Origin of the sequence: Paraburkholderia bryophila (assembly GCF_013409255.1) — a bacterium.
Classification (GTDB): Bacteria; Pseudomonadota; Gammaproteobacteria; order Burkholderiales; family Burkholderiaceae; genus Paraburkholderia.
In genome coordinates this window covers 3,044,726-3,059,080 of record NZ_JACCAS010000002.1, presented here as the reverse complement: position 1 = coordinate 3,059,080, position 14,355 = coordinate 3,044,726, and the positions used below count along the sequence as shown (strand labels likewise).

Annotated in this window: 12 protein-coding genes; 6 read left to right on the top strand and 6 right to left on the bottom strand. The window is 64.7% G+C overall.

Annotated features, from left to right (window positions below; genetic code table 11):
- Positions 1-18: 18 nt before the first annotated feature.
- A complete protein-coding gene (locus GGD40_RS34620) occupies positions 19-1,881 on the bottom strand; it encodes an ATP-binding response regulator (RefSeq protein ID WP_179746749.1) in 1,863 nt (620 codons plus the stop codon).
- Positions 1,851-2,435, bottom strand: a complete 585-nt coding sequence (locus GGD40_RS34615) for a molybdopterin-dependent oxidoreductase (protein ID WP_179746748.1) — start codon at positions 2,433-2,435, stop codon at positions 1,851-1,853. Before GGD40_RS34615 ends, GGD40_RS34620 begins: the two co-directional genes overlap by 31 nt.
- 290 nt (positions 2,436-2,725) lie before the next feature.
- On the opposite strand from GGD40_RS34615, the gene GGD40_RS34610 reads away from it, so the two are divergent.
- Entirely contained in the window at positions 2,726-3,673 is a 948-nt protein-coding gene (locus GGD40_RS34610) for a phosphoribosyltransferase (protein WP_179746747.1), read from the top strand.
- 1 nt (position 3,674) lies between these two features.
- Here GGD40_RS34610 and GGD40_RS34605 read toward each other — a convergent pair whose 3' ends face one another.
- Positions 3,675-5,369, bottom strand: coding sequence for an ATP-binding domain-containing protein (locus tag GGD40_RS34605; RefSeq protein ID WP_179746746.1), 1,695 nt, complete (start codon positions 5,367-5,369; stop codon positions 3,675-3,677).
- 165 nt (positions 5,370-5,534) lie between these two features.
- Here GGD40_RS34605 and GGD40_RS34600 point away from each other — a divergent pair, with 165 nt between their 5' ends.
- On the top strand, positions 5,535-6,161 hold the full coding sequence (locus tag GGD40_RS34600; RefSeq protein WP_179746745.1) for a glutathione S-transferase family protein: 627 nt from the start codon (positions 5,535-5,537) through the stop codon (positions 6,159-6,161).
- Between the two features lie 134 nt (positions 6,162-6,295).
- Positions 6,296-6,856, top strand: a complete 561-nt coding sequence (locus GGD40_RS34595) for a Fur family transcriptional regulator (RefSeq protein ID WP_179746744.1) — start codon at positions 6,296-6,298, stop codon at positions 6,854-6,856.
- A 90-nt stretch (positions 6,857-6,946) separates the two neighbouring features.
- Here the strand turns inward: GGD40_RS34595 and GGD40_RS34590 are convergent, their stop codons facing one another.
- On the bottom strand, positions 6,947-7,459 hold the full coding sequence (locus GGD40_RS34590) for a response regulator (RefSeq protein ID WP_179709038.1): 513 nt from the start codon (positions 7,457-7,459) through the stop codon (positions 6,947-6,949).
- Positions 7,460-7,838: 379 nt separating this feature from the next.
- Entirely contained in the window at positions 7,839-8,531 is a 693-nt protein-coding gene (locus GGD40_RS34585) for a TetR/AcrR family transcriptional regulator (RefSeq protein ID WP_179746743.1), read from the bottom strand.
- 75 nt (positions 8,532-8,606) lie between these two features.
- On the opposite strand from GGD40_RS34585, the gene GGD40_RS34580 reads away from it, so the two are divergent.
- From GGD40_RS34580 to GGD40_RS34570, 3 genes are all read left to right on the top strand, one after another.
- Complete coding sequence (locus GGD40_RS34580; RefSeq protein WP_179709042.1) at positions 8,607-10,142, top strand: MDR family MFS transporter; 1,536 nt, start codon at positions 8,607-8,609, stop codon at positions 10,140-10,142.
- 380 nt (positions 10,143-10,522) lie between these two features.
- Positions 10,523-11,542 (top strand): hypothetical protein, encoded by a 1,020-nt coding sequence (locus tag GGD40_RS34575; RefSeq protein WP_179746742.1) that lies wholly within the window; start codon positions 10,523-10,525, stop codon positions 11,540-11,542.
- Between the two features lie 205 nt (positions 11,543-11,747).
- Complete coding sequence (locus GGD40_RS34570; protein ID WP_179746741.1) at positions 11,748-12,821, top strand: TAXI family TRAP transporter solute-binding subunit; 1,074 nt, start codon at positions 11,748-11,750, stop codon at positions 12,819-12,821.
- Positions 12,822-12,873: 52 nt separating this feature from the next.
- Here the strand turns inward: GGD40_RS34570 and GGD40_RS34565 are convergent, their stop codons facing one another.
- Positions 12,874-14,307, bottom strand: a complete 1,434-nt coding sequence (locus GGD40_RS34565; RefSeq protein WP_179746740.1) for an aminotransferase-like domain-containing protein — start codon at positions 14,305-14,307, stop codon at positions 12,874-12,876.
- Positions 14,308-14,355: the final 48 nt, after the last annotated feature.

Genomic DNA, 14,355 nt, shown 5'->3' with positions numbered 1-14,355 from the left:
CGCCCCGGCAGCGCCGCTTCACACCATATGCCGCGACGCCAACGCACGCTGCAACGCGTGGCGCAGATCTTCGTAATGTACTGGCTTTAATAACGCTTCGAAGAACGGTTGCACACCGGCTTCTCCCCCCGCTTCTTCTCCCGCTTTTCCCCTTTCTTCCGGCTCCGGCGCATACGCGCTGACCACGATCACCGGCACCCCCGACGACGGTCCGCTCCTCCCCGCGAAGTCCGCCAGAAACGTGTAGCCGTCGCGCTCCGGCATATGCAGATCGAGCAGCACCACGTCGCAGCGGCGTGCGTCGAGCCAGGCGAGCGCGGCGTCGGCGTTGCCGACCGCGTGCGCGTCGAACCCCATATGCGCGACCATTTCGCTGAGCGACTCGCGAATCAGCCGGTTGTCGTCGACGATCAGCACGCAGGGATGCGCGCCGCCCGGCTCGGTGTGCGCCGGCACGCCCGGCGGCTCGGCCGCGGCAACCGCCGTGACCGGAATCGTCACGGTGAAAGTAGTGCCCTCGCCGACCGTGCTCGCCACGTCGACCGTGCCGCCGAACAGTTTCACCAGCCCTTGCACGATGGTCAGCCCCATGCCCGCCCCTTCGAAGCGACGCGTGCGCGAGCCGTCCAGTTGCGTGAACTCCTGGAAGATCAGCGGAATCTGCGCTTGCGGCACGCCCGGCCCGGTATCGCAGACGACGAAGACCAGCACCGCCGGCCGCCGTTTCAATTGCACGCGCACGGTGCCGCTCTCGGTATAGCGGATCGCGTTGGTGACCAGGTTGTTGACGATCTGGCGGATGCGGTGCGGATCGGAATCGACCAGACCGCTCATGCCGCTCACCTCGCTTTCGAGCCGCAGGCCGCGCGCCTCGGCCGACATGGCATGCTCGTCGATAATCGACGCCAGCAGCTCGCGCGGCTCGAAATGCTCATGACGCAATTCGAGCTTGCCGGCGCCCAGGCGCGCGTAGTCGGTGAGGTCTTTCATCTGCGCTTCGAGATGCCGTCCCGCGGTTTCGAGCCGCTTGATCACCTTACGGTCGGCCTCGGAGTGATAGTTGAAGCCCAGCAGTTCGATCGAGGAAACGATCGCATGCAGCGGCGTGCGCAGTTCGTGGCTGATCATGCCGAGGAACGCGTCTTTCGCGAGACTCGCCTCGCGCGCCGCGCGGCTCGCCTGATGTTCCGCCTCGAGCGCCGCGTGCTGCTGATGCATCAGACGCGTGCGGCGCCGGCCGTTGAGCACCAGCAACAGCGTCGCGGCCGCCGACAGCAACAGCAGCAACATCCCACCGGCGAACAGCATGCGGCGTTTGTCGATGAAATCGCGGTTCATCGCTTCGCGATCGGCGACGTCGGCGAAGCGCCGGCTCAGTGCGAGATCGTTGACCTCGTTCCAATGCTCGCGCAATTCGGCGACGATCTGATTGGCTTGAGTGCGGTCCGTCTGCAACGCCTCGACTTCAGGCTGAAAGTCGGCGAGCACACGATCGAGCGACCTGATTTCGTCGAGCTGGCGTTGCAGCAGTGTCAGTTGCGTGGTCAGCCGGCGCGTCGAGCCGGCCATCACGTGCAGCTTCGATTGCAGCAACTGATAGCGCAGCACCAGCCGCTGATAGTCGTCGTCGACACCCGATTGATACAGGAGCAACTGGTTCTCGAAACGAGCGTAGGCGATTTGCAGTTGCGCGGCGTCCCAGTAGAAGCCGTCGTACGTGCCGGTCAATTGCTCGGTGGTGCGCGGGTTCAGCAGGTTCGCATACAGCAGGTAGCCGATCGCGCCGGCCGGCGCCGCGAGCGCGGTCAGCCAGATCAGCACGTAAAGAACACGGCGCCACGGACGGCGCACTATTTGACGATGAGTGCCTTGATCTGCCATACGAATTTCGAATCGCCCGAGGCGCCCGTGAGTTCATCGGGAAACGCATCGCGCGGATAGATGAGAAACAGCGGCCCGAAGTCGCTGATCTTCAGGCGCCGGCCGTTCATGCTGTACGCAACGACCACGCCGTAGCGATCGCAGTCGGACACCGGCACGCTGTAGGTATAGTCGTCGAGCGTATGGATCTCGACTTCGCTGCCGGTCGCGCCGACCGTCTTCAGAATATCCGCCAGCAACGGTCCTGTGAAGGTGGAGCGCGACGTCCATGTGGTGGCGGTGGTGATCGAGTGGACCGGCAGCGCGAGCAGTTGCGCCTCCGTGAAGTGATACACGCGGTGCGCAGCATCGGTAGTCTTGCCGATCTTGCCCGTCACGTCGAGCGTTAACGGCACCGATGACGCGGATGGCGCGGATGGCGGTTGCGCATGCGCACCCGATGCGGCCAGCGCGAGTATCAGGCCGGTCGCCCAGCATGCGCCGATGCGTGCGCTGCTCTGCGTGATTCTCTGGACGGCGGTTCTGCCCTGCGCCGTTGCGATTGCCTTGGTCATCTGTTTTTCTATTCCGTTATCTGTTTCTTGCGAGAGGCGCTCTGCGGCGCCATGCCGGTTCAGTTCCTGGTCGGAAACCGGCCGCCCCTCTGCCCGGCCGTGGCCGCGCCGTCGCGCCACGCCTGCCGGTGACGCGCGTCACCCCGACACGCGATCTCTGAACCGCATGCATAATATCGCCAAAATTCTCTGTCTCAAAAACGAGGCCCCGCCGCTGCGCTTGACACCGGACGCCGAATCGCCTCGGAGACGCTCGTCCCACATGCGCTCTACAGCGCCCACAAAGAGTCATGAACAAGCCGGTTTTGCCCTTGACGTACGAACAGCTCGATCACTGGATCGAGTCGTTGCAACCCGCCTTGCTGGCGGAGCGTTTCATGCTCGCGATCGGCATTCTGCGCGGCGGTGCGCCGCTTGCGTTGATGGTGTCGCATGCGGTCGGCACGCCGGTGGCGTTTTTGCGCTACGACCGGCAGTCGCGCACAGTGGCGTGGGATTCGACGCTGCCGATCCCGCCCACGGGTTCGCGCGTGCTGTTATGCGAGGACATCGCGGGACGCGGTTTCACGCTGACGGACTGCATCGCGTTTCTGCAGCAACATGGCCTCGACGTCAGGACGCTGACCGGCGCGGTGGACGACCTGAGCCGCACGCAACCCGACTACGCGATCGACGCACGCGGCTACTTTGCGCTGTTTCCGTGGGAGCGCCAGGCGTACACCGAGCGTTATCGCGACGACTGGGCGCGCGTCGAAGCCGGCGCAGCCCCCGCGATGGCGGAAGACCACGAATATGCGACGTACGCGATCGACCTCGACGGCATTCTGCTGCCCGACGTGCCGCTCGCCCGCTACGATGAAGACCTGGCCGCCGCGCTCGCTGAACGCGACGCGCTGCTGCCGTTCGACGTGCTGCCGACTATCGATCTGCAACGCGTTCGCACGATCATCACCGGGCGACCGGAGCTGGACCGCGCGCGCACCGAGGTGTGGTTGGAGCGGCACGGTTTCGGACATCTGCAACTGGTCATGCGCACGCCCGGCACGCACGACGAAAGTCCCGCCGGCGCCGCCGCTCATAAGGCCGCCGCCGCGTTGCGCGGCGGCGTCACGCATTTTGTCGAGAGCGATCCGGTGCAGGCATTGTTGATCGCACAACAAGCACCGTTGCTGCGCGTGATCTGGTGGGACGCGCAGACGCAAACCGGCCTGCTGGTCGGTGCGCGCGCGTGGCACTGAGCTAGCTCGCGCGCGCGTCCCTGGTGTCCCGGGCTTCCTTACCGTCGCGCAAGCGCAGATGCCGCGCGGCTCGCTGCGAGGCGACCATGATCAGCTTCATCGTCGCGCGTGTTGCGCCGACGAACAGCTTGCGCGCGATCCGCTCGTCGAAGGTGTCGAAGTCGACCTCGGTGAAAATCACGCACGGCGCCGCCTGCCCCTTGAAGCGATAGATCGACTCGAACAGCACGTCGCCTTCGCGGTACTCCGGGTTGCCGAACAGATCGTATTTGCCGGTGAAACTGCGCAGCCGGTGCGGGCCGAGATGATCCAGCGCGGTCATCGCCGACCCTTCGCGGCCGCGAAACGACAGCACCACGATGTCCTGTTTGCGAAAGCCGAGCGACAACGCCTGGGTGATCGCGCGCTTGGTGGCGTCGACGCTGCCTTCGGCGGCGTTCGCTTCGTCGTAGACCGATAGCGAGATGTCGGAGCCGTCGAACGGACTGCCCGACGCGAGCGCCGCCGCGACCGGCACCGAGCCGCCGACCACCTCGCGCACATAGTCGAGAATGTCGCGCGGACTGCGGTAATTGGTGGTTTCTTTCAGCGTGGTCCAGCCGGGCAGCGCCACCGGTTCACGCATGTAGAGATTCTGCAGCGGATCTTCGAGCCACCACCACGCGGCGCCGGGACGCAGCAGGCGTTCGAGCGCGGCCACCCACGGCTGCTGGAAGTCCTGGCCTTCGTCGACGATCAGCACGTCGAATTGCCAGCGCGCGTCGATCGGCGTGGCGGCGAAAGTCGTTTCGAGCTGATTGAACACGTCGCCGGCCTGGAAGTCCGGCTCGCGACCGGCGTCGCGAGCAATCCAGTCGCACAACTGGTGATAGTTCGCCACCTTCGCCTCGGGCGGCGCGACCCGCACGATGTGGTCCGCCAGCGGCCGGTTGAAGCACACGTACAACGGCCGCTGCCCGCGCGCCACCGCGTCTTTCATGACCTGCACCGCGAGTTGCGTCTTGCCGGAACCGGCCGTGCCGATCACGCGCAGGCGGAACGGCGTGAACTCGAGCCGCCGCGCCCAGGTGGCGAGACCGCCCGCGAGGCGCGTGACGAGCGTGCCCGCCTGGCCGACCAGCGCGCTCGCGTCGGGCGTGAGCGCGAGTTCGTCGGCGAGAAAGTGATGGATCTTCGGGGCGCAGGCGAGACGCGCTTCGTCCACCGGCAACGCCTCGCGAATCACTGCCGCGAGCCGGTCCTTGCGCGTCGCGTCGACGATACGCGCGGGATTCACGCCGGCAATCGACGTGTCTTTGACAACATGATCCGGGCAGTACAGCAGTTCCTCGACGAAATAGGTGCCTGCGCCGAACGCCGCGGTGAGACGCCGGTGCAATCCCTCGACAGTGTGCGCGAGCGCGATCGCCACATTGCGCTCGGTCTGCAGATGCACCTTGACGAGGCCTTTCGACGTCTCGCGCAGAAACCCCGTTTTCTGTTCGACGATCATCACGCGTCCGGCCGGGCTGACGATCACGAAGTCGGCCTCGCCGAACACCGAAAAGTTCTGGTTCAAGCGCGTCCAGTGCACGCCGTGATAAACGGTGTAGTCATCGGACAGCGCCGTTTCCAGCAGCGCGAGGGTCTCGCGTTCGCGGGCCGCCGCGCCGGTGGCGGCGAGGCTCTTCCAGTCGTCGGGGACAATGCGGGCCATGCGGTGCCTCGTCGTATTCGGGAGCGGCCATTGTACGCAACGCGTGGGGATTGCCGAACGGCTTTGCCCGCACTCCGCAAAGGCGCGCGCATCGTGTATCGTTACCGGCTGAACGCCGCGCAGCCGGCGCGGCTTGCCAACTTTGCCAAGAAAAGGATTGACCGGATGATTACGATCTGGGGACGCACCAACTCGGTTAACGTCCAGAAGGTGTTGTGGTGTTGCGATGAACTGGTGCTGCCGTACGAGCGCATCGACGCGGGTCTGCAATTCGGCCGCAACAATGAGGCCGACTATCTCGCGATGAACCCGACCGGCAAGATTCCGACGCTGGTCGACGACGACTTCGTGCTGTGGGAATCGAACGCGATTCTGCGTTATCTGGTGCTGCAATACGGCGAAGCGAGCCTGCTGTATCCGGCCGAGCCGAGAGTCCGCGCGAGTGTCGATCGTTGGCTCGATTGGTCGTTGTCCACGCTGCAGCCCGCTGAGCGTCCGGTGTTCTGGGCGCTCGTGCGCACCCCGGCGGCCGAGCGCGACAGCGCCAAACTCGCCACCGACTTCGCCGCGGTCACCGCGCTGTGGCGCATGCTGGACAACCATCTGCAAGCGCGCTTTTTCCTCGAAGGCGAGAAGTTCACGCTGGCCGATATCGTGATCGGCGCGTACGCGAAACGCTGGTTCGGGCTCGACGGCGTGGAGCGCCCGCCGCTGCCGAATCTGGAACGCTGGTATTCGCGTCTTGCGACGCGCACGGGTTTCAAAAAGTACATTGATTTTCCGCTGACCTGAGCTGCTGAGCTGCGGGCCGTCGCTTGACGGCTACGGGCCGGCCGACGTTGGCCGGCTCGCTTCGCCTGAGCGCGACGCCGGGCACATCGCGAGCACCCAGCACAGCGCGGCGCGCTGGCCTTTATAATCGACCTATGAAGACCGCCAAGCTCGCCGCCAAAGCCACCTCCGCCGCTCCTGCGCATGCCCATGAACCGGGGCACACGCACGGCGTTTCGCAGGAAGCCGCGCTGACGCTCGCGGACGAATACTGCCGCGAACGCGGCGAAAAACTCACGCCGATTCGCCGCAAAGTGCTTGAATTGCTGCTGAATTCCGGCCGCGCCACCAAGGCCTATTCGCTGCTCGACGACATGCGCCAGATCCATCCGGGCTCGGCGCCGCCCACGGTGTACCGGGCGCTGGATTTCCTGCTGACCGCCGGGCTCGTGCATCGGATCGAATCGATCAACGCCTTCACGGTGTGCCACGATCTGACGCAGTGCCAGCACGGCATTCTCGTGGTCTGCCAGCAGTGCGGCAACGTGACCGAACTGCATCAGCCGAAGCTGAGGCAGGCACTCGTCGCGCAGATCGAAGACGCGGGCTACCGCCTCGCCAGCGATGAAATCGAATTGAAGGGATTGTGTTCCGCGTGCCAGGCGGCGGAAGCGGAAGCGGCGGCGGGTTCAGCGGTGGTGGTTGCCGCTAAATAGCGCGCCCTTTCCGATCCTCGCGGACTTCACGGCCCTCACTGCCTCGACACGCCGAAACGGCAACCGTCGATCAACCCGCCACGAACCTGTTCAACCTGCCGCGCGCGCGTCGATCGCGTCGTGCAGCAGCGTCACGAGATCGTCGGGTAAAGCGGGCTTGGTCATGAAATGCTGGAAGCCCTCGCCGATGCTGCGCAAGCGGTAGGCTTCGTCGGTGTGACCCGTGAGCGCCACCGCCACCGAAGGCGCGTGATCGCCGCGAATCTCGTGATCGCGCAGCCGCTGGATCAGGTAGAAACCGTCCATGGCCGGCAAATCGAGGTCGCAGACCACGGCATCGGGCAACAGCCGCAAGGCCGCTTCGACGCCCTCTTCCGCATCCGCGACGGCGCAGACCTTCGCGCCCTCTGCTTCGAGTAACAAGGTCAACGACTCCCGGCTATCCGGGTCGTCTTCGACGAGCACGATCGTGGCCTGATCGAGTCTCAATGCTCCGTTCATTTTCTGTTGTTGCTCTAAAAAACCGGTTAGGCCGTCAGACGTGGCCAATGTATCGTTCTGCTGCGTGCCGCCGATTCGTGCGGCTGCGGTGTCGCTGTTCATGGTTCCGACTCGATTTCGCGCGCCGAGTTTCAGGCAGATCGACGATTGAATCATGCCGACCCAGTCCACTCGCGCGCACAGTAACGCGCCAAAATTGCACGCCAATGAAAAACCGGCTTTCGGCACCGCTATTCCGGCAGACCGATGCCGGCACTTCCGATCCGCCACGGCGACGCGTGCCAACTCCGTCAGCACGGCGTTTCCGGCACGGCGTCCGTTCCGCCACTCCTGTTCTTCTGCGACGCCCTCGCGCTTCCCGGTTGCGCGCGGCGTTCACTTTCACACAAGTGGTAGCACGTAGCGTGCCGCGACGGGCGCGGTAGTGCGAGTGGCTTGATTACTTTGCCCGAGCGGCCCACTCAACAAAGCCCGCAACAACTCACTCCGCTTTCTGCGGACCGATCCCTTGCACCAGCAGCGCGACCGCATGCCGCGCAATCTCCTCGCCGCCGATCTTGCTGCGCACAGGATCGTTGCGCCACATCTTCGACGCCGCCAGCGGCAGAATCGTCAATCCCAGCAATGTGACGAACACGAGCGCGGGCTCCAGCCCCGCGTTCAGACGGCCTTCCTCCTGCCAGCGCGCGATCGCCGCCAGTGACGCTTTCTGATGCGTGTTGCCGAACCGCTCCTGCATGCGCTGACGCAGCAGACCGCCGTCGCTGATCACTTCGCGCACCCACAGCGACGGGAACCACGGGTAATCGCTCGCTACCTGCACGATCCGACGCGCGAGTTGCGTGATCGCGGCGACCGGATCGTCGGGATTCTCCTGAAACGGCACGCCGAGACCCGCGCGCAACGGCGCGAAGCGTTCGTCGATGAGCACGTCGAGCAGTTGATCGCGGGTCTTGAAGTAGTAATGCATCATGGCCGGCGTGAAACCCGCCTCGCGGGCAATTTCCCCGAGCGTGGTGTCGACGATGCCCTGCCGCGCGAACAGCACGAGCGCGGCGTCGAGCAGGCGGCTGCGCTGCGCCGGGCCGCGCGCGGTGCCTGACGGACGGCCCGGGCGCCGTGCGGGCTGCAGCGCCCCTTTCGCTTCCTGCTTATCTGACGGAATCCTTGCCATTGCATTCAATTTGACGGCTGCTATGATGTCTCCTATATTAATCTCCAAGTTAATTAATTTCAATACAGTCACCCCATGGAACAACCCACCACCCTTCAATCGGCCGACCTGACGCCCAGCCCAGCGCCAGTGGGTCCGCGAGCGGCCGATCATCCGCCGATCCGCCTGTTGTTTCCGGCGCTGCTGCTGGTGATGCTGCTCGCGGCGCTCGATCAGACGATCGTCTCGACCGCGCTGCCGACCATCGTCGGCGAACTCGGCGGGCTCAACAATCTGTCGTGGGTGGTAACCGCCTACCTGCTCAGCTCGACCATCGTCGTGCCCTTGTACGGCAAATTCGGCGACCTGTTCGGCCGCAAGATCGTGCTGCAGACGGCGATCGTCGTGTTCCTCGTCGGCTCCGCGCTGTGCGGCGTCGCGCAGAACATGACTCAACTGATCGTGCTGCGCGCGCTGCAGGGACTCGGCGGCGGCGGTCTGCTGGTCGTGACGATGGCAGCGATCGGCGACGTGATTCCGCCGGCCGAACGCGGCCGCTTTCAGGGCGTATTCGGCGGCGTGTTCGGTTTGGCAACGGTGATCGGACCGCTGCTCGGCGGCTTTCTTGTCGAGCACCTGTCGTGGCGCTGGATTTTCTACATCAACCTGCCGCTCGGCATCATCTCGCTCGCCGTGATCGGCGCGGTCTTCAAGCCGCATGTGCGCCACGTGAAGCACACCATCGACTACATGGGCGCCGCGTTTCTCGCTGGTGCGCTCACCTGCATCATCCTGTTCACGAGCCAGGGCGGCACGATTCTGCCGTGGTCGTCGCCGCAATTGTGGTTCACGCTGGGCATCGGGCTCGTGTCGATCTGGGGCTTCATTCACGAAGAGCGCACCGCGGTCGAACCGATCATGCCGCTCGAACTTTTCAAACAACGCACGTTTTTGCTGAGCAGCCTGATCGGCTTCGTCATCGGCGTCTCGCTGTTCGGGTCGGTGACGTTCCTGCCGCTCTATCTGCAGGTGGTCAAAAGCTCGACGCCGACGCAAGCCGGCATGCAGATGCTGCCGATGATGGGCGGCCTGTTCGTGATGTCGATGGTGACCGGCCGCATCATCAGCAAGATCGGCAAGTACCGCATCTTTCCGATCATGGGCACCCTGCTCGCGGCCGTCGCCATGATGTTGCTCGCCCGCCTGCAGATCGACACGCCGATTCATGTGATGTATATCGACATGGGCATTCTCGGCTGCGGTCTCGGCATGGTGATGCAGGTGCTGATTCTCGCCGTGCAGAACACGGTCGAGTTCAAACACATGGGCGTGGCCACCTCCGGCGCGACGTTGTTCCGCTCGATCGGCGGCTCGATCGGAGTCGCCGCGTTCGGCGCGGTGTTCTCAAACGGTCTCGCCGCGCGCCTCGAAAAACTGATGCCGCCCGACACCGAATTGCCGCACGCACTCGGGCCCGCTGTGATCCATCAGTTACCCGCCGCATTACGCGAAGATTATCTGCAGGCGTTCGCCGGCGCGTTGCATACGGTGTATCTGTCGGCTGCGTGCGTGGTCGTGCTGGCCTTCGCGTTGGCGTGGCTGCTGAAGGATCATCCGTTGCGCAAGCACTGATCTTCAGCGCGCTCCACACTAGCGCATGATGCATGCGCTTATTGACGAGGTCGGACGCCGCAGGCGCCGACCTCGTTGTGCTTTTATCGCCGCAAGCGCGCACCTAAAATGAAAAAACGACGCGCCCATTCGTCCTGCCAACATGCACGGTATTTCGTCGTACCTACAAATGTTCGCTAACGCACACAGCATAGGTGCGAACGTCGATTGACGTGCCATTTAAAACGCCACATATTGCGAGCAGCGGCAGCGCAAGCGCGAGTTTGCGGCCCTAGACTCTCCGGCGCATGTGGATCGTGATTTCCGCGGATCTGGCTGCCGCTTCAATACGATCCGGAGCATGCCGTAACGGCATCGTTTTCCTCAGGTGGGTCCTCAGCATGGCCACCCAGACCGTCACCGGCCACAGTTTTCCGACACCGTGCAAACGCTGCGGCGGCGCACTGTACCGGCAAGTCGACTATTGCCCGTATTGCGGCGCGGTGCATCCGCTCGAAGGCGGTCCGCACAAGCGCACCGTGATTCCCGGCAGCCGCGCGAGCGCAATGAACAAGGTGGTGCAGAAAAACGGTTTCGATCCGGCCGTCTCGGGTGAACCGGATCTCGCCGCGCGCGCCGCGAGCGCGAGCGAATCATTACCCGGCGAAGCCGCGATGCACACGCCGGCGATCGTGGCGACACATCCGCCGGCACCGCCGCTGACCGATTTGCCCGAGCCGACACGCAGCGCCGCGCTGCCCAATCGCCGCACCACCTTGCTGATCGTCGGGGTGCTTGTCGTCATCGGCCTGGTAGCTGGCGCCTATGCACTATTCGGCGACAATCGCGACTCGCAAAACGGCGGCAACGATCAAAGCGCCGACGCGACGCAGGACGCCAGAACCACGACCGGCACGATCGCCCCTTATACGCCGCAGCCGGCCAAACCGGCTCAACAGAGCGCCGCGATCACGCCCGCCGCACCAGGCGCGAACGCCCGATCCACCCAGATCTTTCCTGTTGCACCGGCTGCGCAGCCGCTCGCCGCGGCGCCCGTCAAACCGGCGCCGCAGTTCCGCGACGCCACGCAAGCCTTGCAGGCGGCGCGACTCGCCTTCCGCGCCAACGACCTGTCCACGGCGCAAGCCGCGCTCGGCGCCGCGCAAACGCTGCAGCCGGGCAACGCCGACGCCGAGGATCTCGCGACCGAATTGCGCCCGCTGACCGCGCGCCGCGACGCCGCCTTGCAGGCGGCGCAAACCTGCGTCGCCCAACAGTCCTGGCCTTGCGCGCGTCAGCATGCCAACGAGGCGCTCACCATCGACACCGGCAACGACACGGCGAAGATCATCATGGAGCGCGTGATTCGAGAGACAGGCTGGGCGCCGCTGAATTCGCACGCCGCGACAGCCGCTCAGTAGCCAATCGTTTGGATACCGAAACACACGGCGGACTTCACTGCCACACTTAATTGCCAGGTAGTCGCTGGATCGCGCCGCTTTGAGCGGCAACAGACGGACACGACATGCGCGATGCAGCGACCATGCCATGACGAACCGGCTCGATGGTGCTTCACGCGCGCCGACGCGGGAAGCGGGACGAACCTGACCGATAGGTAGAAAGACCATGCTGAAGAGACTTCTGGCGGGATGGCTGGGGCTGGCGCTGCTGGTCGCCTCTTCTCTGATTTGCGCGGAGCCCACGCACTACAAGATCGTCACCGGTCCGGAGCGCGGCACCTATATCCAGATCGGCCAGGATCTGTCGAAATGGGTGGCGCAGCCGGCGGGCATCGACCTTGAAGTGATGGCGTCGAAGGGCTCGGCCGAGAACGTGCAACGCATGCGCTTCGAGCCCGGCGTGAAGCTCGCGCTGGTGCAATCCGACGTGTATCAGGCGTATATCGACATGGCCAACGCGGGCAATGCCGACGCCGGCACCGCGATCCGGCCGCTGCGCCTCATCATGCCGCTCTATGACGAAGAAATTAACGTCGTGGTGCGAGCCGATTCGCCGATGAAAACCTTCGCCGACATCAAGGACAAATCCATCAGCGTCGGCCTGCTCGGTAGCGGCACCGCGCAATCGGCCACCACGCTCTATCACCTGATGTTCGGCCAGCCGATTCCCGAACAGAACATCCAGCACCTGAGCAACGAAGACGCGCTGGCCGCGTTGATCGTCAAGAAAGTGGACGTGGCGATCATCGTGGTCGGGCAACCGGCGAAACTGTTCAACGACATGAATCCCGAGCTACTGAACCAGCTCCGCCTGCTGCGCGCCGATCCCGCCGCGCCGGAAACCGCGCGCGCCAAACAGACCTATTTCCCCGCGACGATCCGCGCCGGCAGCTACCCGAACTGGCTCAAGGAAGACACGCCCACGCTGACCGTCAAGGCGTTTCTCGTCACCTACGATTACGGGCTGCGCGATACCGTCGTCAATCTGAACCGCTTTGCCGATTCGCTGTGCGCAAACTTCGACAATCTGCAGGAACACGGGCATCCCAAGTGGAAACAGGTGAAGCTCGAACTGCCCACCCTCGTACGCGGATGGAAGTACTACTCGCCGGTCGAGAAGCATTTGCGCGCGTGTCTCACCAACAAGAGCGCGGCGATGAACGCGGCGGCGGCGCAGGCCGTGCAGAAACCGCGCTCTACCTGCACGGATCAGGAGCGCCTGCTTCTGCTGTGCAAGTAGCCGGCTAAGCAAAGCGAAACGCAACGCAACGCAACGGCACGACGCACGCGAATCAGGCGTGCGCCTGCTGCCGGGAGGCAGCCGTTGCTTCCATCGCCCGTTGCAGCACTTCGTAGACCTTCGGGCGATTGCACTGTGACACGTTAAAGCGCAGGAACCCGGCCGCCGATTGCGACGCGCTGAACACATTGCCCGGCGCGAACACCACCCCTACTTCCAGCGCATGACGCGCGATATCGGCCGCGTCGAGCGCATCGGGCAGACGCGCCCACACGAACATGCCGGCGCGTGGCCGGGTCCAGATATCGAGGCCCGCGTAGCCGAGCCGCCTGATCGTCTCGCCCATCGCGTCGGCGAGCTTCGCGCGCATCGACTCCAGATGACGCCGGTAAGTACCGTCCACCAGCAACCGATGCACGACGCTCGCGTTGAGCTGGCCATTGCCGAACGAGGTAGCCAGCTTCAGATCGATCAACGATTCCACCCATTCGGGGCGCGCGGCGATGTAGCCGCAACGCGCCGCCGCAGACAGCGTTTTCGAAAAACTGCCGATCGACACCACCCGCGCGAGCCCGTCGAACGCGGCAAGCCGTGGCGCGGCTTCGTCTTCGAAATCGGCGAAGATGTCGTCCTCGACGATCAGCAGATCGTGTTCGCCCGCCAGCTTCAGCACCCGGTGCGCGACGGCCGGCGCCAGCGTCGCGCCGGTCGGATTGTGGATCGCCGAATTGGTCACATAGAGCCGCGGGCGATGCTCGATCAGCGCCCGCTCGAACGCCGCCAGATCGGGACCCGACGGCGTATAAGGCACACCGACGATCCGCGCGCGATGCGCGCGCAACAACGCCTGAAAGTTGAAGTAGCACGGGTCGTCGATCAACACGGTGTCGCCCGGTTCGAGCAGGAACCGGCACACCAGATCGAGCGAGTGCGTGCCGCTGTCGGTCAGCACGATCTGCTCCGGCGGCGCGTCGACGCCATGCTGCGCGAGCCGCCACGCCAGCTGCTGACGCAGCGCCGGCAAACCGTACGGACTGGCGTATTCGGCGAGCGGCGCCTGCGGATCGCGCGCCACGGCCCGCAACGCGCGGCGCACGCCGTCTTCCGGCAACCACGAAGGCGGCATCCAGCCGCAACCCGGCTTCAGCACTTTCGAACCCGCTTGCAGCGACTGACGCGTGAGCCACAGCGGATCGACCTCCCGATCGAGACGCGGCCCGAGATCGGCGAGCGCAAGCGGCGGCGCGTGACCCGACACGAAAAAACCCGAACCGCGCCGCGCGACGATCGCGCCTTCCGCGACCAGCCGGTCGTAGGCCTCCACCACCGTCGACTTCGACACGCCGAGTGTCTCCGTCATCGCGCGGATCGACGGCACGCGCGCGCCCGGCATCAGCGAGCGGCTCGCAATGCGCTCGCGCAGACTGTCCATCACCGTGCCGACACGCGTGCCCGAGGCCGCACGGTTACTCTCGCTTTCCGCCATCTGTACTGCTCCACAGTAAGGACAGTTTGTATGAATTGTACTGATCCG

Coding starts and splice junctions, on each gene's coding strand:
- GGD40_RS34600 (WP_179746745.1), top strand. CDS start 5,535: ATGATTACGATCTGGGGACGCACCAACTCGGTTAACGTCCAGAAGGTG.
- GGD40_RS34595 (WP_179746744.1), top strand. CDS start 6,296: ATGAAGACCGCCAAGCTCGCCGCCAAAGCCACCTCCGCCGCTCCTGCG.
- GGD40_RS34565 (WP_179746740.1), bottom strand. CDS start 14,307: ATGGCGGAAAGCGAGAGTAACCGTGCGGCCTCGGGCACGCGTGTCGGC.
- GGD40_RS34580 (WP_179709042.1), top strand. CDS start 8,607: ATGGAACAACCCACCACCCTTCAATCGGCCGACCTGACGCCCAGCCCA.
- GGD40_RS34590 (WP_179709038.1), bottom strand. CDS start 7,459: ATGAACAGCGACACCGCAGCCGCACGAATCGGCGGCACGCAGCAGAAC.
- GGD40_RS34620 (WP_179746749.1), bottom strand. CDS start 1,881: ATGGCAGATCAAGGCACTCATCGTCAAATAGTGCGCCGTCCGTGGCGC.
- GGD40_RS34605 (WP_179746746.1), bottom strand. CDS start 5,369: ATGGCCCGCATTGTCCCCGACGACTGGAAGAGCCTCGCCGCCACCGGC.
- GGD40_RS34615 (WP_179746748.1), bottom strand. CDS start 2,435: ATGACCAAGGCAATCGCAACGGCGCAGGGCAGAACCGCCGTCCAGAGA.
- GGD40_RS34585 (WP_179746743.1), bottom strand. CDS start 8,531: ATGGCAAGGATTCCGTCAGATAAGCAGGAAGCGAAAGGGGCGCTGCAG.
- GGD40_RS34570 (WP_179746741.1), top strand. CDS start 11,748: ATGCTGAAGAGACTTCTGGCGGGATGGCTGGGGCTGGCGCTGCTGGTC.
- GGD40_RS34575 (WP_179746742.1), top strand. CDS start 10,523: ATGGCCACCCAGACCGTCACCGGCCACAGTTTTCCGACACCGTGCAAA.
- GGD40_RS34610 (WP_179746747.1), top strand. CDS start 2,726: ATGAACAAGCCGGTTTTGCCCTTGACGTACGAACAGCTCGATCACTGG.